Annotated in this window: 20 protein-coding genes; 9 read left to right on the forward strand and 11 right to left on the reverse strand. The window is 63.5% G+C overall.

Annotated features, from left to right (window positions below; genetic code table 11):
- Window positions 1-15 precede the first annotated feature (15 nt).
- From glp to HRQ64_RS11195, 7 genes are all read right to left on the reverse strand, one after another.
- Window positions 16-1,218, reverse strand: coding sequence for a gephyrin-like molybdotransferase Glp (glp, locus tag HRQ64_RS11165; protein ID WP_172123327.1), 1,203 nt, complete (start codon window positions 1,216-1,218; stop codon window positions 16-18).
- Window positions 1,215-1,697, reverse strand: coding sequence for a cyclic pyranopterin monophosphate synthase MoaC (gene moaC / locus HRQ64_RS11170; RefSeq protein ID WP_172123328.1), 483 nt, complete (start codon window positions 1,695-1,697; stop codon window positions 1,215-1,217). The genes glp and moaC overlap by 4 nt, the downstream gene beginning before the upstream one ends.
- Window positions 1,694-2,509, reverse strand: a complete 816-nt coding sequence (trpC, locus tag HRQ64_RS11175) for an indole-3-glycerol phosphate synthase TrpC (protein ID WP_172123329.1) — start codon at window positions 2,507-2,509, stop codon at window positions 1,694-1,696. The genes moaC and trpC overlap by 4 nt, the downstream gene beginning before the upstream one ends.
- Window positions 2,506-3,528 carry an anthranilate phosphoribosyltransferase gene (gene trpD, locus HRQ64_RS11180; protein ID WP_172124980.1) on the reverse strand — a complete coding sequence of 341 codons (1,023 nt, stop codon included), beginning with the start codon at window positions 3,526-3,528 and terminating at the stop codon, window positions 2,506-2,508. The genes trpC and trpD overlap by 4 nt, the downstream gene beginning before the upstream one ends.
- A complete protein-coding gene (locus HRQ64_RS11185; protein ID WP_127753084.1) occupies window positions 3,525-4,121 on the reverse strand; it encodes an aminodeoxychorismate/anthranilate synthase component II in 597 nt (198 codons plus the stop codon). Before HRQ64_RS11185 ends, trpD begins: the two co-directional genes overlap by 4 nt.
- Window positions 4,122-4,231: 110 nt before the next feature.
- Complete coding sequence (gene trpE, locus HRQ64_RS11190; protein ID WP_349236695.1) at window positions 4,232-5,740, reverse strand: anthranilate synthase component I; 1,509 nt, start codon at window positions 5,738-5,740, stop codon at window positions 4,232-4,234.
- A gap of 21 nt (window positions 5,741-5,761) precedes the next feature.
- A complete protein-coding gene (locus HRQ64_RS11195; RefSeq protein ID WP_172123330.1) occupies window positions 5,762-7,636 on the reverse strand; it encodes a peptidylprolyl isomerase in 1,875 nt (624 codons plus the stop codon).
- Between the two features lie 124 nt (window positions 7,637-7,760).
- Between HRQ64_RS11195 and tpiA the strand changes: the two genes are divergently transcribed.
- The 4 genes from tpiA (at window position 7,761) to HRQ64_RS11215 (ending at window position 11,057) form a co-directional block, all read left to right on the forward strand.
- A complete protein-coding gene (gene tpiA, locus HRQ64_RS11200; RefSeq protein ID WP_349236696.1) occupies window positions 7,761-8,516 on the forward strand; it encodes a triose-phosphate isomerase in 756 nt (251 codons plus the stop codon).
- Window positions 8,517-8,617: 101 nt separating this feature from the next.
- Window positions 8,618-9,133 carry a preprotein translocase subunit SecG gene (secG, locus tag HRQ64_RS11205; protein ID WP_172123331.1) on the forward strand — a complete coding sequence of 172 codons (516 nt, stop codon included), beginning with the start codon at window positions 8,618-8,620 and terminating at the stop codon, window positions 9,131-9,133.
- 107 nt (window positions 9,134-9,240) lie between these two features.
- Window positions 9,241-10,869, forward strand: a complete 1,629-nt coding sequence (locus HRQ64_RS11210; RefSeq protein WP_172123332.1) for a CTP synthase — start codon at window positions 9,241-9,243, stop codon at window positions 10,867-10,869.
- An 11-nt stretch (window positions 10,870-10,880) separates the two neighbouring features.
- Complete coding sequence (locus HRQ64_RS11215; protein ID WP_127753090.1) at window positions 10,881-11,057, forward strand: DUF4169 family protein; 177 nt, start codon at window positions 10,881-10,883, stop codon at window positions 11,055-11,057.
- Here HRQ64_RS11215 and HRQ64_RS11220 read toward each other — a convergent pair.
- Window positions 11,054-12,058, reverse strand: coding sequence for a serine hydrolase (locus tag HRQ64_RS11220; RefSeq protein ID WP_172123333.1), 1,005 nt, complete (start codon window positions 12,056-12,058; stop codon window positions 11,054-11,056). The genes HRQ64_RS11215 and HRQ64_RS11220 overlap by 4 nt on opposite strands.
- A 201-nt stretch (window positions 12,059-12,259) precedes the next feature.
- Between HRQ64_RS11220 and HRQ64_RS11225 the strand changes: the two genes are divergently transcribed.
- The 3 genes from HRQ64_RS11225 (at window position 12,260) to HRQ64_RS11235 (ending at window position 15,601) form a co-directional block, all read left to right on the forward strand.
- Window positions 12,260-13,321, forward strand: a complete 1,062-nt coding sequence (locus HRQ64_RS11225; RefSeq protein ID WP_172123334.1) for a Gfo/Idh/MocA family oxidoreductase — start codon at window positions 12,260-12,262, stop codon at window positions 13,319-13,321.
- A gap of 103 nt (window positions 13,322-13,424) precedes the next feature.
- Entirely contained in the window at window positions 13,425-14,702 is a 1,278-nt protein-coding gene (gene eno / locus HRQ64_RS11230; protein ID WP_127753093.1) for a phosphopyruvate hydratase, read from the forward strand.
- Window positions 14,703-14,809: 107 nt separating this feature from the next.
- Complete coding sequence (locus HRQ64_RS11235) at window positions 14,810-15,601, forward strand: SDR family NAD(P)-dependent oxidoreductase (RefSeq protein WP_172123335.1); 792 nt, start codon at window positions 14,810-14,812, stop codon at window positions 15,599-15,601.
- Between the two features lie 313 nt (window positions 15,602-15,914).
- Here HRQ64_RS11235 and HRQ64_RS11240 read toward each other — a convergent pair whose 3' ends face one another.
- The gene (locus HRQ64_RS11240; protein WP_172123336.1) at window positions 15,915-17,390 is read right to left on the reverse strand and encodes an AMP nucleosidase; all 1,476 of its coding nucleotides are present in this window, start codon (window positions 17,388-17,390) and stop codon (window positions 15,915-15,917) included.
- A gap of 379 nt (window positions 17,391-17,769) precedes the next feature.
- On the opposite strand from HRQ64_RS11240, the gene folD reads away from it, so the two are divergent.
- Window positions 17,770-18,672, forward strand: a complete 903-nt coding sequence (gene folD, locus HRQ64_RS11245) for a bifunctional methylenetetrahydrofolate dehydrogenase/methenyltetrahydrofolate cyclohydrolase FolD (protein ID WP_172123337.1) — start codon at window positions 17,770-17,772, stop codon at window positions 18,670-18,672.
- On the forward strand, window positions 18,669-19,211 hold the full coding sequence (locus tag HRQ64_RS11250; protein ID WP_172123338.1) for a DUF1643 domain-containing protein: 543 nt from the start codon (window positions 18,669-18,671) through the stop codon (window positions 19,209-19,211). Before folD ends, HRQ64_RS11250 begins: the two co-directional genes overlap by 4 nt.
- A gap of 77 nt (window positions 19,212-19,288) precedes the next feature.
- On the opposite strand, the gene HRQ64_RS11255 is transcribed toward HRQ64_RS11250, so the two are convergent.
- Complete coding sequence (locus HRQ64_RS11255; RefSeq protein ID WP_172123339.1) at window positions 19,289-19,636, reverse strand: hypothetical protein; 348 nt, start codon at window positions 19,634-19,636, stop codon at window positions 19,289-19,291.
- Window positions 19,637-19,725: 89 nt separating this feature from the next.
- Complete coding sequence (gene metH / locus HRQ64_RS11260) at window positions 19,726-23,496, reverse strand: methionine synthase (RefSeq protein WP_172123340.1); 3,771 nt, start codon at window positions 23,494-23,496, stop codon at window positions 19,726-19,728.
- Window positions 23,497-23,694 lie beyond the last annotated feature (198 nt).

Here is a 23,694-nt window from a genome sequence, read left to right on the forward strand (position 1 = left end):
ATTCTTTGGCTCTGCCTAGAACCCGTCCAGCGGAATGGCTGGAACGAGAGCGCCAGCCGGCTGGCCGGGATCGTATTCAGGCTGCACCAGCAGCATATCGGCGCGGGCCAGCGAGGAGGTATGACCGCTATCGGTTTCGCTGATGGGGAGCACGCCCGCACCTCGGCTTGAATGCACGCTTTGGGCACGCATGAAGTGGCGCCGGGCGGTATTGGGCGGCGTGGGCGCAAGGAGCGGCAGGTGCCAGGGGGCGGGTTCGGCGACGCCGAGCCAGCGCCGCAGCGCCGGCTTGATGAAGACGGCGGCGGTCACCATGGCCGAAACCGGATTGCCAGGCAGGCCAAACACCAGGGTTTTGCCCAGAGTGCCGAACATCAGTGGCTTGCCCGGGCGCATATTGATGCGCCAGAAATCAAGCTGCACGCCGAGACTCAGCAGGATTTCCTGCACGATATCATGGTCGCCAACACTCGCGCCGCCCGTGGTGATGACGAAGTCGGGCGCTTCGGCAAAGATGCCGGCAAGGCGCTCGGCAAGCGCCGCCCGGTTGTCGGGAGCGATCCCGTAGTCGCGGATCTCTGCGGCGTAAGGCGCAAGGAGCGGCCGCAAGCCGAAGCTGTTGGAGGCAACGATCTGGCCCGGTCCGAGAGCGGTGCCGGGCAGCACCAGTTCGTCCCCGGTGGCAAGGAGCGCGATGCGCGGCTGCACGGCAACGGGCAGCGTCGGGCAATTGGCGGCGGCTGCGACGGCCAGTTGCATGGGGGTGAGGCGAGAGCCTCTCGGAATCAGCTCCTGTCCCTGCCGGAAGTCGTGGCCAAGCGGGCGAATGCTGCGCCCCACGGGAGGCTGGGCGGCAAAGCTGACGCGATCGCCGGTGCGGGTCGCTTCCTCCTGCATGATCACGGCATCCGCGCCGGGGGGCACGGGCGCGCCGGTGAAGATGCGCACGCAGGTGCCCGGGGCGATATCCGCGCCAAAGCCGGCGCCGGCCTGTGCGGTGCCCACGACTTCAAGGCTCGCGCCTGGCACGATATCGGCGGCGCGCACGGCATAGCCATCCATGGCGCTGGCGGGGAAAGGCGGCTGGTCATGACGGGCGAGCAGGGGCTCGGTCAACACCCGGCCGGCGGCAGCTTCCAGCGGCACCGACTCGGTGCGGGCGGGGGGCACGCGGGCGAAAATGGCCGCGAGGGCGTCTTCAACCGGGAGCAGGCTCATGGCGCGCGCTGGAAATCGCCGGACTTGCCGCCCGATTTTTCGAGCAGACAGATCGCGGAGATAACCATCTCGCGGTCGATGCCCTTGGCCATGTCGTAAAGCGTAAGGGCGGCGGTGGAAGCCGCCACGAGGGCTTCCATTTCCACCCCGGTCTGGCCGGTGGTTTCGGCAGTCGCAAGAATGGTGATGGCGCCGGGCTCGCGCGCCTCCAGCTCGACGCTGACCTTGGTGAGCGGGATGGGGTGGCAAAGAGGGATGAGCTCGGCGGTCTTTTTGGCTGCCATGATGCCCGCGACGCGCGCGACGGCCAGGGCGTCGCCCTTCTTGAGGGCGCCACCCATGATGGCGGCAATGGTTTCGGGCCGACCGCTGATCACCGCCTGGGCGAGGGCGCGGCGGCGGGTGACTGCCTTGTCGCCGATATCAACGATCCGGGCCTCCCCGCGCTCGTTGAGATGGGTCAGCTGCGGCTCGCTCATGGATGGGCGGCCTGGCGCACACCCTGCAGGAGGGCGCGGGTGGCGGCGACCACATCGGCCTGGCGCATCAGCGATTCGCCGACAAGGAAGGTGCCGATGCCGGCTGTGCGGTCGAGATGCTGCAGGTGTTCATGGCCGTTGATGCCGCTTTCGCTGACCAGCACCTTGCCGGCTGGAACGCCGCCCGCGAGGTTGACCGAGGTATCGAGCCGGGTTTCGAAGGTGCGCAGATTGCGGTTGTTGATGCCAATGAACTCGGCATCGAGCGCCAGCGCCCGGTCGAGCTCGAGCTGGTCATGCACCTCGACCAGGGCATCCATGCCCCATTCGCGGGCGGAATCGAGCAGGTAGCGCGCGACGTCGTCACCGACAGCGGCGAGGATAATGAGGATGCAATCGGCGCCCCAAGCGCGCGCTTCGGCGACCTGGTAGGTTTCGAAGAGGAAATCCTTGCGCAGGACCGGCAAGGCGGTGGCGTCGCGCGCCTCGCGCAAGAACGCCGGCGAGCCCTGGAACGAGGGCTGATCGGTGAGGACCGAAAGGCACGTCGCGCCGGCCCCTTCATAGGCGCGGGCGATCTCTGCCGGGTTGAAATCGGGCCTGATCAGGCCCTTGGAGGGGCTGGCTTTCTTGACCTCGGCGATCAAGGCGTATTCGCCGCGGGCGCGCTTGGCCTTGATGGCGGCGAGAAAGCCGCGTGGCGGGGGCTGGTCATGGGCGGCAGCAACCACTTCGTCCCAAGGGCGCAGGGCCTTGGCCGCGGCGATTTCCTCGCGCTTATAGGCTTCGATCTGCTTGAGAATATCGCTCATGGGGGTGTTCCATTGGAGATGGCGACAAGGCGCTCGAGGGTTTCCCGGGCCTTGCCGCTGTCGATCATTTCGGCGGCCATGGCGGCGCCGCTGCGCAGGTCACTCACCACATCGGCCACGATCAGCGAGGCGGCGGCATTGAGGAGAACGATGTCGCGATAGGCGCCGGGCGCGCCGTCAAAGAGCGCGTGGATGGCGAGGGCATTATATTCGGGCTCGCCACCCAGGAGGTCATTGGGATCATGGCGCGACAGGCCGGCGTCTTCGGGGGTAATCTCGAAGCTGCGCAGATTGCCGTTCGCGATCTCGGCGACATAGGAGGGCCCGGTGACGGTGATCTCATCGAGCCCGTCGCTGCCATGGACCACCCAGGCCTTGATGGCGCGGTTGGCAAGGAGCGCTGCAGCGACCGGCTCCACCCATTCGGGGGAATAAACGCCGAGCATATAGCGGCGCACCCCGGCAGGATTGGATTGGGGCCCGAGCAGGTTGAACATGGTGCGCACGCCCATTTCGGCGCGCGAAGGGCCGACATGGCGCATGGCTGGATGATGGGCCGGCGCGAACATGAAGCCGATCCCGGCCTCGTTGATGCAGCGCGAAATTTCGGCGGGGGTGAGGTCGAGCTTGACCCCAAGGGCTTCAAGGGCCTGGGAGGAGCCCGATTTGGAAGACAATGCGCGGTTGCCGTGCTTGGCGACGGGAACGCCGGCGGCGGCAACAACGATGGCGCTGGCTGTCGAGATGTTGAGCGTGCCAACACCATCACCGCCGGTGCCGACAATGTCGATGGCGTGTTCGGGGGCGTCGACCGTCACCATCTGCTCGCGCAGGATCGACACGGCGGCGGCGATCTCACCCACCGACTCGCCCTTGAGGCGCATGCCCATGAGGAAAGCGCCGAGTTGAGAGGGCGTGGCTTCGCCGGCCATGATGGTGCGCATCACCGAGCGCATTTCCTCGCCAGTGAGATTGCGGCGATCAGCAATCTTGGCCAGTGCCTGCTTGATGTCCATCAGGCGGTCTTTCCGTTGAAGTCGCGAGCGAGGTTGAGGAAGTTCTGCAACAGCGCGTGCCCGTTCTCGGAGGCGATGCTTTCCGGGTGAAACTGCACGCCGTGTACCGGCAGGCTTTCGTGCTGCATGCCCATGATCAGACCATCATCGGTGGTGGCGGTGACCTTGAGGGTAGCGGGCAGGGTGGTCGGTTCAACCACCAGCGAGTGGTAGCGCGTGGCTTCAAAGCGCGAGTTGAGACCGCGGAAGAGGCCTTCGCCGGTGTGGTTGATGGCGCTGGTCTTGCCATGCACCAGTTCGGGCGCACGCACGACGTCGCCGCCCATGGCCTGCCCGATGGCCTGATGACCAAGGCATACGCCCAGGATGGGGATCTGCGCCTTGAAGCGGTCGATTACCGCCAGGCACACGCCGGCTTCGTTGGGGGTGCAGGGCCCGGGAGACAGGACGATAGCCTGGGGGGCCATGGTTTCGATCTCGTCGGGGGTGATCTTGTCGTTGCGCACCACGGTGAGTTCGGCGCCAAGTTCGCCCAGATAGTGGACGAGGTTGTAGGTGAAGCTGTCGTAGTTATCGATAACGAGCGTGCGGGTCATGGGTCTGCTCCAGCGCAGCTATAGGGAATGAGGGTTCAGAGATCAGAACCAGCCCCGCCATCGATAATTGTTCGACCTCATCGTGAGGTCCACGCTGGTCTTGCTGCCGCTCATTGCCCGATCCTCGCCTCGCCGGCATAGCGTAGCGCTTCCTCGGCAGCGCTGAAAAGGGCGCGTGCCTTGTTTTCGCATTCCATCTGCTCGAGCGCGGGCTGGCTATCGGCCACAATGCCGGCGCCGGACTGCACATAAAGCTTGCCGTCCTTGTGCACGGCGGTGCGCAAGACAATGCAGGTGTCCATGGTGCCATCGGCTCCGAAATAGCCGACGCAGCCGCCATAGATGCCGCGGCGCGACTTTTCGAGCTCGTCGATGATCTCCATGGCGCGCACCTTTGGGGCACCTGAGACCGTCCCGGCCGGAAAGCCGGCGGCGAGCGCATCGACAAAGTCGTATTGCGGATCGAGCACGCCAACCACATTGGAGACGATGTGCATGACGTGGCTGTAGTATTCCAGAAAGAACTTGTCGGTGACGCGCACAGTCCCGGTCTTGGCGACACGGCCCACATCGTTGCGCCCGAGGTCGAGCAGCATCAGATGCTCGGAGCGCTCCTTGGGGTCGGCCAGTAGTTCGGCCGCCAGTTCCTGGTCGCGGGTGGGGGTCGAACCGCGCTTGCGGGTGCCGGCGATGGGCCGGATGGTGACCTCGCCTTCGCGGACGCGCACCAGGATCTCGGGGCTCGAGCCCGCCACGGCGAAATCCCCGAAATCGAGGAAATACATATAGGGGCTGGGATTGGTGCGACGCAGCGCCCGATACAAGGCGGTCGGGGGCAGGGTGAACTCGGCCTCGAAGCGCTGGCTGAGCACGACCTGGAAGATGTCGCCCGCGGCGATGTAGTCCTGCGCCCGGGCGACCATGGCGAAATACTCGTCGCGCGTGGTGTTGCTCTGGACGGCGATGTGCTGCAGGTCGGGTACGGCCGGGGTCGTTGGCAGGGCGCGCCCCAGGCGGGCGATGGCGTCATCGATACGGGCCGTCGCGGCTTCATGCGCCTGGCGGGCCGTCACCCCCTGGCGGACGTAAACGGGCGCGGTGAGATAGAGCTCGTCCTTGACCGTGTCGAACACGGCCAACAGAGAAGGGCGCATCAGCATGGCTTCGGGCAGTTGCAGTTCGTCCGGGTTGCTGTCGGGCAGCACTTCCATATAGCGGACCATCTCATAGCCCAGAAAGCCATAGATGCCGGCCGACTGGGGTGGCAGGCCTTCGGGCACCGAGATCTGGGAGTCGGCCACGAGGTGCCGCAGGGCGTCGAGCGGCTGGTCGGGCAGGGGCTCGAAGGCTGTGGCGTCAAGCTGGGCCTGCCGGTTGATCGAGGCGGTGCCTTGTTCAACCTTGAGGATCACATCGGGCAGCAGGCCGATGATGGAATAACGACCCCGGGTCGAACCATCCTGCACCGATTCCAGCAGGAACGTATTGCGGCGATCCTGCGCCAGCTTGAGATAGGTGCCGATCGGCGTTTCGAGATCGGCCACGATGCGGCGCCAGACGATCTGGGACTCACCCCCGTCATAGCGATCTGCAAACTGCTGGGTGAAGTCGCTGGCCACTATCGTGTTTCCCGAAAGAGCTTACTGCGCCGTGGAGAGGGTCAGCGCCTGCTGGAGCGCCTGCTCATTGACCCGCAGCCCCGCTTCATCTCGCACGGCGGAGACGAAATCACCGAACAAGCCGACGCGCACTTCGTTCTCGAGGCTGGCGCTGGTTTGCGGATTGAGCGGGCCTTCGGCAGGAACTGCTTCAACCACCTGGAACACCACGGTCTCACCAGCCTGATTGATGGCCATGCCATGATGATCGGGGCCGCCGTCAAAGGCGGCCGCCGCAACGAGGCCATCCACGGACGTGCCCTCGGCGCCACCGCGGTTAAAGGGCGGGCTCAACTGCGGGAACACGGAGAGCGAAGCGGCAACATCGGCCAGGGGCTCGCCGGCCTTGAGGCGATCAACCGCAGCCTGGGCTTCGGTGGCGATCGCCGCGTTGATCCGCTCGGCGGTGATCGCGGCGACGACCGCATCGCGCACTTCATCAAGGGTCTGGTCGCGCGCTGGCTCGATGGCTTCCAGGTCGAACCATATATTGTTGTTGGCGCCCAGCGAGATGGCCGGCGTGAGATTGCCTTCCTGGGCGGCAAAGATCGACTGGACCACGCGCGGACGCTCGCTTTCGGGCAAGCTCGCGATAACGGCGAGTTCTGCCCCGCTTTGGGTAACGCCTACCTCATAGAGCTCAAGACCAAAGCGCTCGGCGATTTCGCTGAGCGGCCGGAAGGCGGCGCGCAGTTCCTCGACCTGGTCGAGCACTTCGGCGATTTCCTTGCGTGCTTCGGCCAGGGCGAGATTCTCGCGAATCTGTTCACGTGCTTCTTCCAGGCTGGTCTGACCGCCCGCTTCGATGGTCTGCACATGCACGACACGCGGGCCCGCCACGCCACTGATCACTCGGTAACCGCCGGCCGGCAGGCTAAAGGCGGCTTCGGCCAGCGTGGCGTCAGTGATTTCGGCCTGCCCTCGAGTGCCAAGATCGGTGACGGTGAGGCCGGCTTCCGCCACCACATCGGCAAAGGGGCGGCCCGAGGCGGCACCCGCTTCAAACAGCGCGGCTTGTTCGGGCGAAGCCAGAACGGCCTGCTGAATGTTGCGGCGCTCGATCGTGGTCAGGCTATCCTTGGTGCGCTCATATTCAGCGGCAACCGCCTCGTCTGAAATCGTCTTGGTTGCGGCGAGCGAGGCAGGCGACAGCGCAAGGAGCTGCACCTGGCGCGTTTCAACGGTGCGGTACTCGGCCTGGTGTTCGGCGAGATAGGCGGCCAATTCTTCCTCGGTTGGCACCGGGGGCATTGGAACATTGGTGTCGCTGATCACGAAGAAATCGACGGTGCGCTGATCGGCAATGTAGCGGTTGAGCATCTGGGCGGCGGTCGGGGGCAGGCTGGTGTCGCCGAATAGCGACAGCGCCAGCTGCTGGCGGCGCGCAGAATCGGCCTGGTCCTCGAAATACTCGGACTCCGACATGCCATTTTGCTGCAGCACCTGCTGGAAGACCGCGGGATCGAAGGTGCCCAGCGTGCCGCTGAAATTGGGGTCTTCCCGCAAGAATTCGCTCAGCTTCTGCTCGGAAACACCAAGCCCCATGCGGTGGGCAAGACCATCAAGGGCCGCCTCTTGCGCAAGGGACTGCAGCACCAGGCTCGGAACGCCGAAGCTCTCGGCTTGTTCGAGTGTGGGCATGGAGCCGATCTGCTGGGCGATCTGGTTAAGCTGGCCGCGATAAGCTCGCAGGAAGTCGCGCGAGCTGATCTCTTCATCGCCAACGCGAGCAACGGTGCTGCCGCCCAGGTCGGTGATGACATTGTTGATGCCAAAGCCCGCAAGCCCCACCAGGAGGAAGGCCCCCAGGATCTTGCCCATCCAGGATTTTGCAAACAAACGCAAACTATCGAGCATGTGGGGCGTTCCGCTACACGAGATACAGGGCTTTACCGCTGGCAAGGCGGGGTACTACTAGAGTTAGTGACTGCCGGGGTTAGGGCAAAGCCCGCTCCGGTGCAAGAGGCAGGAGTATACAAGAGTGACCCGCACCATCACCCCCCTGATCGCCGGCAACTGGAAAATGAACGGGCTTCGCTCCGCGATCGACCAGTTGGGAGAGCTGGCCAGTCTGATGACCTCGGGCGATGCCCCCCGTGCCATGGTGGTGATTTGCCCGCCTGCGACCATTCTTCACGCCGTTGCCAACCGGGGCGCGACCAGCGGCATCATGGCCGGCGGGCAGGATTGCCACCAGGCCGCGTCGGGCGCGCATACGGGGGATTTGTCGGCCGCGATGCTCGCCGATGCCGGCGCGCAATATGTGATTGTTGGGCATTCCGAGCGGCGGGCCGATCACGGGGAAAGCGACGACCTGGTTCGCGCCAAGGCCGAGGCGGCGATCGCGGCGGGCCTCAAGCCCATCATCTGTGTCGGCGAGACCGAAGCCCAGCGCGACAGCGGCGAGGCCGAAAGTGTGGTTGCAGCGCAGCTGGCCGCCTCGGTGCCCGATGCTGGCGCAGAGCACGGCGTGGTTATCGCCTATGAGCCGGTCTGGGCCATCGGGACGGGCCGCACACCGCGCAATGAAGAGATCGCTGCCATGCACAACCGCATTCGCCAACTGCTGGTGGAGAGGTTCGGTGAAGACGGCCAGACCGTCCGGATTCTCTATGGTGGATCGATGAAGCCGCAGAATGCGCGCGAGATTTTGGCCATCGAGAATGTGAATGGAGGGCTGGTCGGTGGCGCGAGCCTCTTGGCAAAGGACTTCTACACCATTATCTCGGCGGTATGAGCCGATCCGGATGCTGCGCTGAAAAGCGGCGCAAGCGTCTGGCATTTGCGCGAGGGGGCGTGTAGAACGCCCCATCTTTTGCTTGACCGAAACTGAGATCGATGGCGAACGTCCTCATTGTTGCTTACCTCCTGATCGTGCTGGCGCTTATTGCGGTGATCCTGCTGCAGCGCTCCGAGGGGGGCGCGCTCGGAATCGGCGGGGGCAGTGGCGGCGGCTTCATGACGGCCCGCGGCTCGGCCAATCTGCTGACCCGCACCACGGCGATTCTCGCCGCACTGTTTTTCGCCACCGCCATTGGCCTGACCATTCTCAACGAAGTGGATCGCGGCAGCTCGGGCATTCTCGAGCGTGCGGCGCAGACTCCGGAGGGCACCGCGCCCACCAGCGTGCTGGATGCGCTCAATTCCCTGCAAAGCTCGACCCCATCCGACCTGCCCGTGCCCGCAGCACCTGCAGCCGATCCGGTTGCGCCGGCTGGCTCCGATCCGGTGACCGAGCCCACCGCGCCCGCTCCGGCAGCGCCCCAGAACAATTCGGCCCCGGCGGCCCCCGCGACTGACCTGCCAGTGCCCGAGGCACCGGCAACAGCACCCGCGGCGCCGCCCGCCAACTAAGCCGCAAGGCAGAACCGAAAAGGGGATGGCAACATCCCCTTCTTCTTTTGTGGAGAGCGCAAAGGCGCTCTTTGATTCGAATCGCTGTTTGAGTAAGGTGAACGCCCATGGCTCGGTACGTATTCATCACCGGAGGCGTGGTCTCCTCTTTGGGTAAAGGTCTGGCATCAGCGGCTTTGGGCGCTGTGCTGCAGGCGCGTGGCTACAAGGTGCGGCTGCGCAAGCTCGACCCTTACCTCAATGTGGACCCGGGCACGATGTCGCCCACCCAGCATGGCGAAGTGTTCGTGACCGATGACGGGGCGGAAACCGACCTCGATCTGGGGCACTATGAGCGCTTCACTGGCCGTTCGGCCAACAAGCGCGACAACATCACCACCGGCCGGATTTATTCGGACATTCTGGCCAAGGAGCGGCGCGGCGATTACCTGGGCGCCACCGTCCAGGTCATCCCCCATGTTACCGACGCCATCAAGGAATTCGTCCTCGATGGCAATGAGGACTTCGACTTCGTCCTCGTCGAGATCGGCGGCACCGTGGGCGATATCGAGGGGCTGCCATTCTTCGAGGCGATCCGCCAGCTCGGCAACGACCTGCCACGGGGCGATACCTGCTATCTGCACCTGACCTTGATGCCCTATATCCCCTCGGCGGGAGAGCTCAAAACCAAACCGACCCAGCACTCGGTGGCCGAACTGCGCTCCATCGGCATCATGCCCGATGTGCTCCTGGTGCGCTGCGACCGGCCGATTCCGGATAGCGACAAGCGCAAGCTCGCGCTGTTCTGCAATGTTCGCGAATCGGCGGTGATCCAGGGCTTGGACGTTGGCTCGATCTATGATGTGCCGCTGGCCTATCATCACGAGGGTCTGGACCGCGAAGTGCTCGCTGCCTTCGGCATCGCCGATGCGCCCGCGCCGGACCTCAAAGCCTGGGAAGAGGTTTCCAAGCGCCTCCACAATCCTGAAGGCGAGGTCAACATCGCCATTGTGGGCAAATATACTGGCCTCAAGGACGCCTATAAGTCGCTGTCCGAAGCCCTCAACCATGGCGGCATCGCCAACCGGGTCAAGGTCAACCTGCAGTGGATCGATTCGGAAGTGTTCGAGCGCGACGATCCGGCGCCCTATCTTGAGCATGTCCACGGCATCTTGGTGCCGGGTGGCTTTGGTGAGCGCGGCTCGGCCGGCAAGATCGAGGCGGCCCGCTTTGCCCGGGTCAAGGATGTGCCCTATTTCGGCATCTGCTTTGGCATGCAGATGGCCTGCGTCGAGGCGGCGCGCAACACCGCCGGCATCAAGAATGCGTCCTCGACCGAATTCGGCCCGACCAAGGAGCCGATCGTTGGGATGATGACCGAATGGACGCGCGAGAATAACAAGGAAGTGCGCGGCAGCGACACCGACTTGGGCGGCACGATGCGGCTGGGTGCCTATCCCGCGCAGCTGACCCGCGGCAGCCGCGTTGCCGATATCTATGGCACCACGCACATTTCCGAGCGGCACCGTCACCGTTATGAAGTGAACATGGACTACCGCAAGCTGCTGGAAAAGAACGGCCTCTTGTTCTCGGGCGTATCGCCCGATGGCAAGCTGCCAGAAATCGTGGAGCGCACCGATCACCCCTGGTTTATCGGCGTGCAGTTCCACCCCGAGCTCAAGAGCAAGCCCTTCGAGCCTCACCCGCTGTTCGCCAGCTTCATCGCGGCAGCCATCGATCAAAGCCGGCTGGTTTAGGAGCCTAGCGGATGGCCGAGATCGTCAATCTTCGTACCGCCCGCAAACGCAAGGCGCGCGAGGATGAGGCCGTCAAGGCTGAGCAGAACCGAATTCTTTTCGGCCGCACCAAGGCCGAAAAGAACCAGAGCAAGGCCGAAGCGGAACTCGCCGCCCGGCGCCTCGAAGGTCACAAGCTCGAGGACTAGGGCGTGCCTGGCGAAGCCGGGCGTACGGCGGCGATAATCTGGGCTAGCAGCGCTTTGAGATCATCCCGGTGCCCGGTGCTCGCGGCAGGCAGGCTCGCATCCGAGGTCATGACCACGGTGAGGTCCAGCGCCGGCACCAGATAAAGCATCTGCCCGCCATAGCCCCAGGCATAGCGCACCTCCTCGCCGCCGATGCTGGTGAGGAACCAGCCATAGCCATAGCCATCCGCATTGAACCGAGACGTGGTGCGCCGGGTCCAGGACTGATCGATCCAGCTCTGTGGTAGTACGCGCTCGCCATTGGCGGCCAGCCCCCCAGAGCGGAACATTTCGCCAAAGGCCAGCAAGGAGCGCGGGCTCATCGCCATCTCATTGCCGCCGAGATAGATGCCTTGCGGGTCACGTTCCCACCCGGCGATCGAGAAACCCTCGATCCCGCCGAGCCAGTCGCGGGCCAGCGCGAGTGTCGTTTCTCCCGTGGCCTCGGTTAGCGCCGCTGATAGAAGATGGCTCGAGCCGGTGGAGTAGAGCATGCGGCCGCCGGGCTCGTCGGCAAAAGGTTGATCAAGCGCTGCGCGCACCCAGTTGCGGCTCGCGATCCAGCGACCGTAGTTCGGCCCCGATGTGGGTTGCAGCCCCGCCTGCATGGACAGCAGATTGCCGATCGTGACCCGCTCGAGGCGAGGATCTGGATCGTCGGGCAGCTCTTCATCGAGGATGGTGGCGATGGGCTGATCAACGCCCTCCAGCACGCCACGCTCAATGGCAATGCCGACCAGCGTCGCGAGGATCGTCTTTGACGCCGACTTGATGTTGGTCGGATCCGTCACGCTGTGGCCACGATAGCCACGCTCGGCAAGAACCTCGCCATGCTGGGCGACGATCACGGTTTCGAGCGGTTCCAGCTGCTCGGCCGTGGTGAGTATCTGGGCAAGATATTCCTGCGCCGCCGCGGGAAAACTGAAGGCGGCAAAGGCCGCAAAAAGCATGGTTCGGATCATGGGTGGAGCCTTCATCCAAAGCGCGGCAAATCAAGGGCGGTGAGCCCGGTACAAAAACGTAAAATGCCGCAGAGAAGGTCATTCCACCCAGTTGACCGGCGCGGGCTGTTGTCGTCCCTTGAGCTTGCGTTTGATCGCAACCCTTCGGGGCGCCGAAGGGTTGGGGCAAGGCAACAATCTGCGCACAACAAAGGTGTTTCCATGCGTCTATTGCTTCTCGGAACCGGCGGCATGGCCAGGCTCCACGTCAAAGGCTTTCGCGAGGTCGAGGGGGTAGATCTGGTAGGCGCGGTCGATACCGACCCGAACCGGCTGCAGGCATTCAGGGAAACGCACGATATTCCGCGGGGCTTTGCTTCGCTCGACGCGGCGCTTGAATGGGGCGAGTTCGACGCAATCTCCAATATCACGCCCGACAGCGTGCACTACCCGACGACCATGGCGGCGCTGAACGCGGGCAAGCATGTGTTCTGCGAAAAGCCGCTGTCCACCAACTATGCCAAGGCCCTTGAGATGACGGAGACAGCCGAGCGGCTGGGCCTCGTCAACATGGTCAATCTTACCTATCGCAACGTACCCCAGATCCAAGCGGCGCAGCGGATGGTGGCGGCCGGTGCCATCGGCCAGGTCAAGCACTTTGAAGCGAGCTATCTACAGAGTTGGCTCGTGTCCAAAGCTTGGGGCGACTGGCGGACTTCGCCGACCTGGCTGTGGCGCCTGTCAAGCAGGCACGGCTCCAACGGCGTTCTTGGCGACATCGGGATCCACATCCTTGATTTTGCGAGCTTTGTCGTCGGCAGCGATTTCGCTGACGTGTTTTTCCGCCTGCAAACGTTTGGCAAGGCCAAGGACAACCAGATCGGCGAATATGTGCTCGATGCCAACGACACCTTTGTCATGACGGCTGAAATGCAGGACGGCGCCATGGGCGTGATCCACGCCACGCGCTGGGCTACCGGCCACCTCAATGATCTGCGGCTGCGCATCTATGGCGACAAGGGTGGGCTCGATATCTCCGACCTCAATCACCATCCCAAGCTGATGGCTTGCTTGGGTGACGACGCCGAAACCGCCACCTGGCGCGAGATCGAGGTTGACCCGGTACCCACCAACTATAGGCGGTTCGCCGAAGCGGTGCGCGATGGTGCCAACCAGGAGCCATCCTTCCGCCACGCGGCCAATCTGCAGAAGGTGTTGGATATGGCAGCGACCACCGAGCGCGACCGCACCGAACATGTGGCGGGGCCGGCTAAGTCGGCCTAGCGCCACCGCCTAGCGGCTTTTTTTGCGCTGAGCCCTTTTCCTTGTCACACCCGACGTCTAGGAACAGGGCCAGCAAGTAAAACCGCCGAGGGAAGGGCTTTCCATGTCTTCGATCATCCACGTAACCGGCCGCCAGATCTATGATAGCCGTGGCAATCCCACGGTAGAGGTCGATGTGGTGCTTGATGACGGCTCCTTTGGCCGTGCAGCGGTACCCTCGGGCGCTTCGACGGGCGCTCATGAGGCAGTCGAGCTGCGCGACGGCGGGCAGCTCTACTTGGGCAAGGGCGTGACGCAGGCGGTGGAGAACGTCAACACCGCGATCTTTGACGAGATCCAGGGCATGGATGCGCTCGACCAGATCGCGGTTGATCAGGCGATGATCGAGCTGGATGGTACCCACAACAAGGGCCGACTCGGCGCCAATGCCATTCTGGGTGTGTCGCTGGCAGTCGCCAAGGCGGCGGCGGAGTCGAGCGAGCTTCCGTTCTACCGCTATATTGGTGGGCCGAACGCGCATGTGCTGCCAGTGCCGATGATGAACATCATCAATGGCGGCCAACATGCTGACAATCCTATCGATATGCAGGAATTCATGATCCTGCCGGTGGGTGCCGAGAGCCTGTCCGATGCCGTTCGCATCGGGGCGGAGATCTTCCATACCCTCAAGAAGGGTCTGTCGGCCGAGGGTCACAACACGGCGGTTGGCGACGAGGGCGGGTTCGCGCCGAACCTCAAATCGGCAGATGAAGCGCTGGGCTTTATTATGAAGTCCATCGAAAAGGCGGGTTACAAGCCCGGTGAGGATGTATTCCTTGGCCTCGATTGCGCTGCCACCGAGTATTTCAAGAACGGTCAATATGCGATGGAAGGCGAAGGTCGCACTTTGTCTTCGGAGGAGAATGTCCGTTTCCTTGAGGATCTGGCCAATCGCTATCCGATCATTTCCATCGAAGACGGCATGGCCGAGGATGACTGGGATGGCTGGAAGGCGCTGACCGAAGCCATCGGCAAGAAGGTGCAGCTGGTGGGCGATGATCTGTTCGTCACCAATACTGAGCGCCTGGTTTCGGGCATCAAGATGGGTGTGGCCAATTCCATCCTGGTCAAGGTCAACCAGATCGGCTCGCTGTCCGAGACGCTCAACGCGGTCGATACTGCTCATCGCGCGGGTTATACTTCGGTGATGTCGCACCGCTCGGGCGAGACCGAGGATTCGACTATTGCGGATCTTGCCGTGGCGCTCAATTGCGGGCAGATCAAGACGGGATCGCTGTCGCGCTCGGACCGTCTGGCCAAGTACAATCAGCTGATCCGCATCGAAGAGCAGCTGGGCACTTCGGCCAAATATGCCGGCTTCTCGGTGGTCAAGGGCCGCTAATCGCCACAATGATGAACGGATCCTGAACGGGTCCTGACGCAACGTTAAGAATGCGGAACAGCCGAGTTCGGCCATCGTTGATCCCCGAAACAACACCGGAGTTCAACATGGCCGAATTTGACAAACTCGCCGTCGTCACCGGCGCCTCTTCTGGCATCGGTTTCGAACTCGCCAAGCACTGCGCCGAGCAGGGCTATAATCTTGTGATCGCCGCAGACGGATCCGACATCGACGACGCCGCCGAAACGCTGCGCCAGTTCGGTGGCAGCGTCGAGGGGGTGCAGGCGGACCTTTCGACCTATGAAGGGGTCGATGAGCTCTATGCCGCTGTGGCCGCGCTCGGGCGACCGGTTGATGTGCTGATGGCCAATGCCGGCCGGGGGCTCGGCAAGGCATTCCTTGACCAGGACTTCGCCGACATCCAGCAGGTGATCGACGTCAATGTCATCGGCACGACCTATCTGCTGCACAAGTTCGTGCGCGACATGCGCGACCGCAATGCGGGGAAAGTGCTGATCACCGGCTCGATCGGGGGTTTGCTGCCCGGCAGCTTCCAGGCGGTGTACAACGCGACTAAGGCCTATGTGGATTCGTTTGCCTATGCGCTGCGCAACGAACTCAAGGACACCGATGTCACGATCACCCTCCTGATGCCGGGGCCGACCGACACCAACTTCTTTGAAGTGGCCGACATGCTGGACACCAAGGTCGCCACCGACAAGAAGGACGATCCGGCAATGGTGGCCAAGGCTGGCTATGACGCGATGATGCGCGGCGACGGGCATGAAGTGTCGGGCTTTGCCAACAAGATGCAGGCGCTGATGAGCAATGTGCTGCCCCAGGGTGCGCTGGCCGAACGGCACCGGCAGATGGCCGAGCCGGGCACGGGCAAGCAGTAGGGTTTCGGGCGTCTTCCGCGCTATGCGATTGCGGAACCGCCTGCACCCCCACCCTCGATCCCTCCCCTCAAGGGGGAGGGAGGCGATGGGGCGAGTTGTGGTGGTTCAATGTGAATCTCGTCCTACCACAGGTGTCACCCCGGTGTTGAGCCGGGGGTCATCCTGAGGTGGGCCCCGGCTCAGGGCCGGGGTGACAATCGGGCTTTTGGGGGGCAGGTGGGTTCCACGGGGACCCCCTCCCTCGGTCCCTCCCCTCAAGGGGGAGAGAGGCGCAAGCCCGCATCTGGTGTTCACTGGTGGCGCAAGAGTCCTTCTACTGAAACGCCGTTTCCACGAAGCTGCGCAGTTTGCGGGAGTGGAGGCGCTCGGCGGGCTGGTCGCGCAGGATTTCCATGGCGCGCAGGCCGATCAGCAGGTGGCGGTTGACCTGGGTGCGGTAGAAGTCCGAAGCCATGCCAGGCAGTTTCAGCTCGCCATGGAGTGGCTTGTCGGACACGCAAAGCAGCGTGCCATAGGGGACGCGGAAGCGAAAGCCGTTGGCAGCGATGGTGGCCGATTCCATGTCGAGCGCCACCGCGCGCGACTGGCTGAGGCGCTGGGTGATCTCGGCCTGGTCGCGCAATTCCCAATTGCGGTTATCAAAGGTGGCGACGGTGCCGGTGCGCATGATGCGCTTGGTTTCGAGGCCCTCGAGCTGCGTGATTTCCTCAACTGCCTGTTCGAGCGCCACCTGCACTTCGGCAAGGGCCGGAATGGGGACTGAGAGCGGCAGATCGGCGTCAAGGACGTGGTCCTCGCGCACATAGGCATGGGCGAGCACATAGTCGCCCAGTTCCTGGGAGTTGCGCAGGCCGGCGCAGTGCCCGAGCATGATCCAGGCATGGGGGCGCAGCACCGCGATATGGTCGGTGATGGTTTTGGCGTTGGAGGGGCCAACGCCGATATTGACCATGGTGATGCCCCGGCTGCTGCCGGTGGTCAGGTGATAAGCCGGCATTTGGGGGGCGCGGGCGACCGGGGTGCCTGAGACTTCCCCACCCAGCCGGACATTGTTGGTGATGAAATTGCCCGGCTCGATGAAGCTATCATATTGGGCATGCCCGGAGGACATATACTCCTTGGCGACCCTGCAAAACTCATCAATGTAGAACTGGTAATTGGTGAAAATCACGAAGTTCTGGAAATGCTGTGCATCGGTGCCGGTGTAGTGGCTGAGGCGGAACAGCGAATAGTCGACACGCGGCGCGGTAAACGCGGCGAGGGGGTAGGGTCCGCCCTTGGGCGGGATGAAGGTGCCATTGGCGATTTCGTCATCGGCATTGGCCAGATCGGGCGCGTCGAACACATCACGCAGCGGAATATCGAGCGCGTTGAGCGCTTCACCATCCACTCGTGAATTGGGCGGCATGGCGAAATGCAGCGGGATCGGGGTATCGGATTCCCCGATATCGATAGTGCCGCCGTGATTGTTGAGGATGACGGAGAACTGTTCCTGGAAATAGGTGCGGAACAGGTCCGGCGCGGTCACGGTGGTGCGGTAAAGGCCGGGCGTATGCAGATAGCCATAGGGCAGGGTGGAGCGCCCGCGCCCGAAGCTGGTTGAGCGCACCTCGACCTGCGGATAGCAGGCCCGCACCCTTCCGCCCGGGATCACCCCATGCGCTAGCCCATCCAGATGCTCGCGGATGAAGCTGGTGTTGCGGTGGTAGATCTCGGCCAGAAACTCCCAGGCTTCCTGTGGATCGGTGAAGGACCTGGTGGCGATGTGAGGCGGGCTGATCGTCGTCATTGTTTTTCTCGTTGACCGGCGCGGTGGGGAGCGGGCTGAGGCACAGCTACCATCAAGTCGTGGCAGCCTTGCGACGCCAACAAAACATCGGTGACGCGGCTTGGTTTCACAAGGCCGTGTGCTGCTGATTTTGCGCCGCAATTGCCCTTCATCTTGGTCCCTGTTCACTGGCAAGGCAAGCGACCCATGCAGCTGGTGAATCGGGACCATGTTCCGCTGCTTGTCCCCAAGCCCTCAACAGTGCGGTGGGGCTGGTCCCCCGAGGGCTGCAATGGCTGACGCTGTTGCGGCCCTCGCCTTTTTAGGCGTGCCGCAGTGGACGGCGGCGCTATCCTTGGCTTAAGGGAACCCCATCGGCTTTGGTCAAGGAGAGTGCCCAATGACTGCCAGGATAATCGACGGAAAAGGCTTTGCCGAAGGTCTGCGCGGGCGCATTGCCGCTCATGTCGCGCGCCTCAAGGCCGAGCACGGCATCACGCCCGGATTGGCCGTGATCATCGTCGGCAGTGATCCGGGCAGCCAGGTCTATGTCGCCCAAAAGGCGCGGCAGACGGTTGAAGTGGGCATGCACTCCGAAAAATACGAACTGCCGGAAACCACTGATGAAGCCGAGGTGCTGGCGCTGGTCGAGCGGCTCAACGCCGATCCGGCCATCCACGGCATCCTGGTGCAACTGCCACTGCCTGGCCAGATCGACGCCAAGAAGGTGATCGAAACCATTTCACCCGCCAAGGACGTGGACTGCTTCACGCCCGAAAGCGTCGGCAAGCTCGTGATCGGCCTGCCCGGACCGGTTTCCTGCACGCCGCTGGGCTGCCTCATGCTGCTGCGCGACACGCTGGGGGACCTTTCGGGCCTGCATGCCGTGGTGGTTGGCCGCTCCAATCTGGTGGGCAAGCCGATGGCGCAACTGCTGCTGCGGGAAAACTGCACGGTCACCATGGCCCATTCGCGCACCCGCGACCTGCCGCGTGTTGTTGGCCAAGCCGATATCGTGATTGCCGCCGTGGGACGTCCCGAGATGATCAAGGGCGATTGGATCAAGCCCGGCGCGACCGTGATCGATGTCGGTATCAACCGGGTTGATGCACCCGAGCGCGGCCCCGGCAAATCACGGCTGCTGGGCGATGTGGACTTCGCTTCGGCAGCGGAGGTTGCAGGCGCCATCACGCCAGTGCCGGGAGGGGTCGGGCCAATGACCATTGCGTGCCTGCTGGCCAATACGGTGACAACAGCGTCGCTGATCAATGGGCTGGTGCCCCCCAGCGATCTGACCGCATGATTGGAGACGACCATGATCCGGGCGGTCGGGTACGCCTGGCCTTGCCGCCGGGCGTACGCGGGGATGCGCAGTTCAGCGACCATGAACATCGCCAACTGATGCGGCGCTGGCTGGGCGACAGCTTCCCCGAACAGTACATCATGTTCATCGGCATGAACCCTTCGACGGCCGATGCCACTGTCAACGATCCCACCTGCGCGCGCGAATGGACTTTCGCCCGCCGCGAGGGCTACACGGCCATGGCCAAGGGCAATGTGGGCGATTATCGCGCCACCGACCCCAAGGCGCTGCTGGTGCCGGGCGTTGTGGTGTCCTCGCCGGCCAATTTGCCCTCGCTGCGCGCTGCAGCGGCCGGGGCTGACCGGGTGGTGCTTTGCCACGGCAAGCTCAACAAGGCACTGGCACCGGCCGGGCGGGAACTGGTGGAGGCGCTCCGCGCCGACGGCGTGGAGTTGTGGTGCTTTGGGGTCAACGCCGATGGCTCGCCCAAGCATCCGCTGTATTTGCGACTCGATACGCCACTGGTGCGGTTCTTTTAGCGTTTTTGCGGCTGCCGGAAGTCGCTGCGGCTGCCGATAGCATGGATGTGCCCTCCCGGCTTTCAGTCGCCTCAGCGTCAGGCCTCGCTGGCGAGGTAGAAGGCGCGGGCTACGGCGTGGTCGCGCAGGGCCTGGGCCGGGAGCTTGCCCTGGAGCGCGGCCACCAGCCGGGCCTGATCCTGGACGGCACTGGCATCCACGACGACCTTGGAAAAGGGCGGGCGCAGGCCCTGGCGGGCTTCTTCCAGCAAATTGAAGAGCTGGGCACGAATGTCGAGCTGGGCGGCGCAGGCGGGGCACTGCTCACCATCGGCGTGACCGTGCCCGGTATTGGCGGGGAGACGGAGCAGGGCGGTTTCCGGGTCGAGGGCCGCAAGAAAGCGAGGGGCGCTCACCAGTGTCACCGGAATGCGATTATGGGGCATCGCTGACCTCGCCGCTGGCCCCGGCCGGCTGGCCGAAGGTGGGACGGAATAAAGGAGGCGTGCCCCAGCTGGGGCACGCGGGTTCAGCATCACTCGGCGGCCACGATGGCCGGGCCGGGGATGTAGTTGAGGATCGGGCCGAGCCAGCGCTCCACTTCCGCCACGCTCATATTCTTGCGCCTGGAGTAATCCAGCACCTGGTCGCGTTCCACCTTGGCTACGCCGAAATAGTAGGCGTCGGGATGGCTGAAATACACGCCCGAAACCGATGAGCCCGGCCACATGGCATAGCTTTCGGTGAGGGTGACGCCGGCCGCGTTTTCCGCATCGAGCAGGCGGAACAGCGTGGTTTTTTCCGTATGGTCGGGCTGGGCGGGATAACCAGGGGCCGGGCGGATGCCGCGATAGGGCTCGGCGATCAGCTCTTCGGGGGCGTAGGTTTCGTTCGCGCCATAGCCCCAGAACTCCTTTCGCACCCGTTCATGCATGGCTTCGGCCATGGCTTCGGCGAAGCGGTCGGCCAGCGCCTTGACCAGAATGGCCGAGTAATCATCGTTCTGCTGCTCGAAGCGCTGGGCGATCGACACTTCCTCGAGCCCGGCCGTGACCACGAAGGCGCCGATGTAATCGGGCTTGCCGCTGTCGACCGGCGCTACGAAATCGGCGAGCGCCATGTTGGGCTTGCCGTCGCGCTTGGTCAGCTGCTGGCGCAGGGTGAAAAGCGTGGCGAGTTCCTCGCTGCGGTTCTCGTCGCTCCACAAGCGGATATCGTCGCCGACGGAAGCTGCGGGCCAGAAGCCGACCACGGCCTTGGGCTTGAACCACTTTTCATCGATGATCTGGGCCAGCATTTTTTGGGCATCATCCCAAAGCTGGCGCGCCGCTTCCCCTTGGCGCTCATCCTGGAGGATCGCGGGATAGCGGCCCTTGAGTTCCCAGGTCTGGAAGAACGGGGTCCAATCAATATATCGGGCGAGCTCGGCCAGGTCCCAATCGGCAAAGATGCGGGTGCCAAGGAAGGCGGGAACCGGCGGGGTGTAGCTCGACCAATCCGGCGCGAAACGGTTGGCCCGGGCTTTTTCCAGCGACAAGCGCTGCTTCTCCGATTCCGCACGTTCATGGGCGGCGGCGGCCTTGGCGTATTCGGCGCGGATATCGGCGATGAACGACACCTTGTTGTCCGCCGACAGCAGATTGCCGACGACACCAACGGCGCGGCTGGCATCGTTGACATGGACGGCCTGGCCGCGTTCGTAGCGCGGATGGATTTTGACGGCCGTGTGAACGCGGCTGGTGGTGGCGCCCCCGATCAGCAAGGGAATGTCAAAGCCCTCGCGTTCCATTTCGGCGGCGACATGCACCATCTCGTCGAGCGACGGGGTGATGAGGCCGGATAGGCCGATGATATCGACCTTCTCGTCGCGAGCGGTCTGCAGGATCTTGGTGGTGGGCACCATAACGCCCAGATCGATGATCTCGTAATTGTTGCAGGAGAGCACGACCCCGACGATGTTCTTGCCGATATCGTGGACATCGCCCTTGACGGTGGCCATCAACACCTTGCCGGCGCTTTTGCGGCCGGTGGCGTTGCCGTCGGCGTTCTTTTCGGCCTCCATATAGGGCAGCAGCAGCGCCACGGCCTGCTTCATCACCCGGGCGGATTTGACCACCTGGGGCAGGAACATCTTGCCCGAGCCAAACAGGTCGCCAACAATGCTCATGCCGGCCATCAACGGGCCTTCGATGACATGGAGGGGGCGTTCCGCATTGCGGCGGGCTTCATCGGTATCGGCGTCGATATATTCGGTGATGCCGTTGACCAGCGCATGGGCGATGCGCTCCTCGACGGGCTTGTCGCGCCAGCTCAAGTCCTTGGCCGTGGCTTCCTTGCCAGCGGTGCCGCGATATCGTTCGGCGAGGGACAGCAGGCGGTCGGTCGCATCGGGGCGGCGGTTGAGAATCACGTCCTCGCAGGCATCGCGCAGCTCGGGGTCGATGGACTCGTAAACGGCGAGCTGGCCGGCATTGACGATGCCCATGTCCATGCCGTTCTGGATGGCATAGTAGAGGAACACCGCATGCATGGCCTCGCGCACCGGTTCATTGCCGCGGAACGAGAAGCTGAGATTGGAGATGCCGCCCGAGATATGGACATGGGGCAGGGTGTCGGTGATCTGCTTGGTGGCCTCAAGGAACGCCACGCCATAGCCATTGTGCTCCTCGATGCCGGTAGCCACGGCGAAGACATTCGGATCAAAGACGATGTCTTCGGGCGGAAAGCCGACTTCCTCAGTGAGGAGCTTGTAGGCGCGCGTACAGATTTCGACCTTGCGCTCCAGCGTATCGGCCTGGCCCTGCTCGTCAAAGGCCATGACCACCACGGCAGCGCCATAGGCCCGGACCAGACGGGCCTGGTGCAGGAAGGATTCGACCCCTTCCTTCATCGAGATGGAATTGACCAGCGCCTTGCCCTGCACGCATTTGAGGCCCGCCTCGATCACTTCCCATTTGGAAGAGTCGATCATCAGCGGCACTTTGGCGATATCGGGCTCGGCGGCGAGCAGGTTGAGGAACTCGATCATCACCCGCTTGGAGTCGATCAGGCCCTCATCCATGTTGATGTCGATGATCTGGGCGCCATTGGCGACCTGGTCGCGTGCCACTTCCAGAGCGGCCGTGTAGTCGCCGGCGGTGATCAGCTTCCGGAAGCGAGCCGAGCCGGTGACATTGGTACGCTCGCCCACATTGACGAAGGGAATGTCCTCCGTCAGCGTAAAGGGCTCAAGGCCGGCAAGGCGCAGGAGGGGCTCCTGGGTCGGGATTGCCCGGGGCTGAAAGCGGGACACAGCATCGGCAATGGCGCGGATATGGTCGGGCGTCGAGCCACAGCAGCCGCCCACGATGTTGAGGTAACCGGACTCGGCGAAACCGGCGATCTGCTCGGCCATGAATTCGGGCGACTCGTCATATTGCCCGAAGGCATTGGGCAAGCCGGCATTGGGATAAGCGCAGATCAGCGTGTCGGCGACATCGCTCAATTCGCCCAGATGGGCGCGCATGGCGTTGGCGCCCAGAGCGCAGTTGAGCCCGATGGTGATGGGATTGGCGTGGCGCACCGAGTACCAGAACGCCGAAGGCGTTTGCCCCGACAGCGTGCGGCCGCTGAGATCGGTGATGGTGCCTGAAATCATTACCGGCACATCGATGCCGCGTTCTTCGAACAAGCGCTGCGCGGCAAAGATGCCGGCCTTGGTGTTGAGCGTATCGGTGATGGTTTCAAACAGGAGCAGATCCGCGCCCGCATCCACGAGCCCGCGAATGGCTTCGCCATAGGCGACCACCAGCTCATCAAAGGTGATGGCACGGTGACCGGGGCTGTTGACGTCCGTGGACATGGACGAGGTCTTGTTGGTGGGCCCAAGCGCCCCCGCAACAAAGCGGCGGCGGCCATCAGCGGCCTCGGCGCGCAGCGCGGCGCGACGAGCGACGACGACGCCCTGATAGTTGATGTCGTAGACGGCAGACTCCGTGCCGTAATCGGCCTGCGCCACGGAGGTCGCCGAGAAGGTGTTGGTTTCGGCGATGTCGGCGCCGGCCATGAAGTAGGCGTAGTGGATATCCTCGATCTGCTGCGGCTCGGTCAGCACCAGCAGGTCGTTGTTGCCCTGGAGCGGCAAGGTCCAATCGCGGAAGCGCTCGCCCCGGAAGTTCTCTTCGGACAGCTTGAGCCGCTGGATCATGGTGCCCATGGCACCATCCAGAATCAGGATGCGCTCACGCGCTGCCGCAGTGATGGCCTGGCGAACCTCGGTCCAATCGGGCAGGGCGGGCTGATCTGGCTGGGCAACGGGCTGAGTCATAGCCGTCCTATCTTAAACTTCGGTTCGTCGGATCGCGCGAGACATAAAGATATCTTTATATGACCTGCGCCGCAAGGGTGGGCTGCGTCGCGCCTATTGCCGCTAATTGCGGACAAAGGCGAGCTTTGTCGCTCACATTTCGTTCGCCTTAACTTCACTTCAACCAGATTCCCGTTCCATAGGCGCCAAGCAGGCCAG

Source organism: Devosia sp. 919, from assembly GCF_013185965.1.
In the GTDB taxonomy this organism is placed as follows: domain Bacteria; phylum Pseudomonadota; class Alphaproteobacteria; order Rhizobiales; family Devosiaceae; genus Devosia.

Coding starts and splice junctions, on each gene's coding strand:
- HRQ64_RS11220 (WP_172123333.1), bottom strand. CDS start 12,058: ATGATCCGAACCATGCTTTTTGCGGCCTTTGCCGCCTTCAGTTTTCCC.
- glp (WP_172123327.1), bottom strand. CDS start 1,218: ATGAGCCTGCTCCCGGTTGAAGACGCCCTCGCGGCCATTTTCGCCCGC.
- HRQ64_RS11215 (WP_127753090.1), top strand. CDS start 10,881: ATGGCCGAGATCGTCAATCTTCGTACCGCCCGCAAACGCAAGGCGCGC.
- HRQ64_RS11250 (WP_172123338.1), top strand. CDS start 18,669: ATGATTGGAGACGACCATGATCCGGGCGGTCGGGTACGCCTGGCCTTG.
- trpC (WP_172123329.1), bottom strand. CDS start 2,509: ATGAGCGATATTCTCAAGCAGATCGAAGCCTATAAGCGCGAGGAAATC.
- metH (WP_172123340.1), bottom strand. CDS start 23,496: ATGACTCAGCCCGTTGCCCAGCCAGATCAGCCCGCCCTGCCCGATTGG.
- eno (WP_127753093.1), top strand. CDS start 13,425: ATGTCTTCGATCATCCACGTAACCGGCCGCCAGATCTATGATAGCCGT.
- HRQ64_RS11210 (WP_172123332.1), top strand. CDS start 9,241: ATGGCTCGGTACGTATTCATCACCGGAGGCGTGGTCTCCTCTTTGGGT.
- HRQ64_RS11255 (WP_172123339.1), bottom strand. CDS start 19,636: ATGCCCCATAATCGCATTCCGGTGACACTGGTGAGCGCCCCTCGCTTT.
- HRQ64_RS11240 (WP_172123336.1), bottom strand. CDS start 17,390: ATGACGACGATCAGCCCGCCTCACATCGCCACCAGGTCCTTCACCGAT.
- folD (WP_172123337.1), top strand. CDS start 17,770: ATGACTGCCAGGATAATCGACGGAAAAGGCTTTGCCGAAGGTCTGCGC.
- HRQ64_RS11225 (WP_172123334.1), top strand. CDS start 12,260: ATGCGTCTATTGCTTCTCGGAACCGGCGGCATGGCCAGGCTCCACGTC.
- moaC (WP_172123328.1), bottom strand. CDS start 1,697: ATGAGCGAGCCGCAGCTGACCCATCTCAACGAGCGCGGGGAGGCCCGG.
- HRQ64_RS11185 (WP_127753084.1), bottom strand. CDS start 4,121: ATGACCCGCACGCTCGTTATCGATAACTACGACAGCTTCACCTACAAC.
- HRQ64_RS11235 (WP_172123335.1), top strand. CDS start 14,810: ATGGCCGAATTTGACAAACTCGCCGTCGTCACCGGCGCCTCTTCTGGC.
- HRQ64_RS11195 (WP_172123330.1), bottom strand. CDS start 7,636: ATGCTCGATAGTTTGCGTTTGTTTGCAAAATCCTGGATGGGCAAGATC.
- secG (WP_172123331.1), top strand. CDS start 8,618: ATGGCGAACGTCCTCATTGTTGCTTACCTCCTGATCGTGCTGGCGCTT.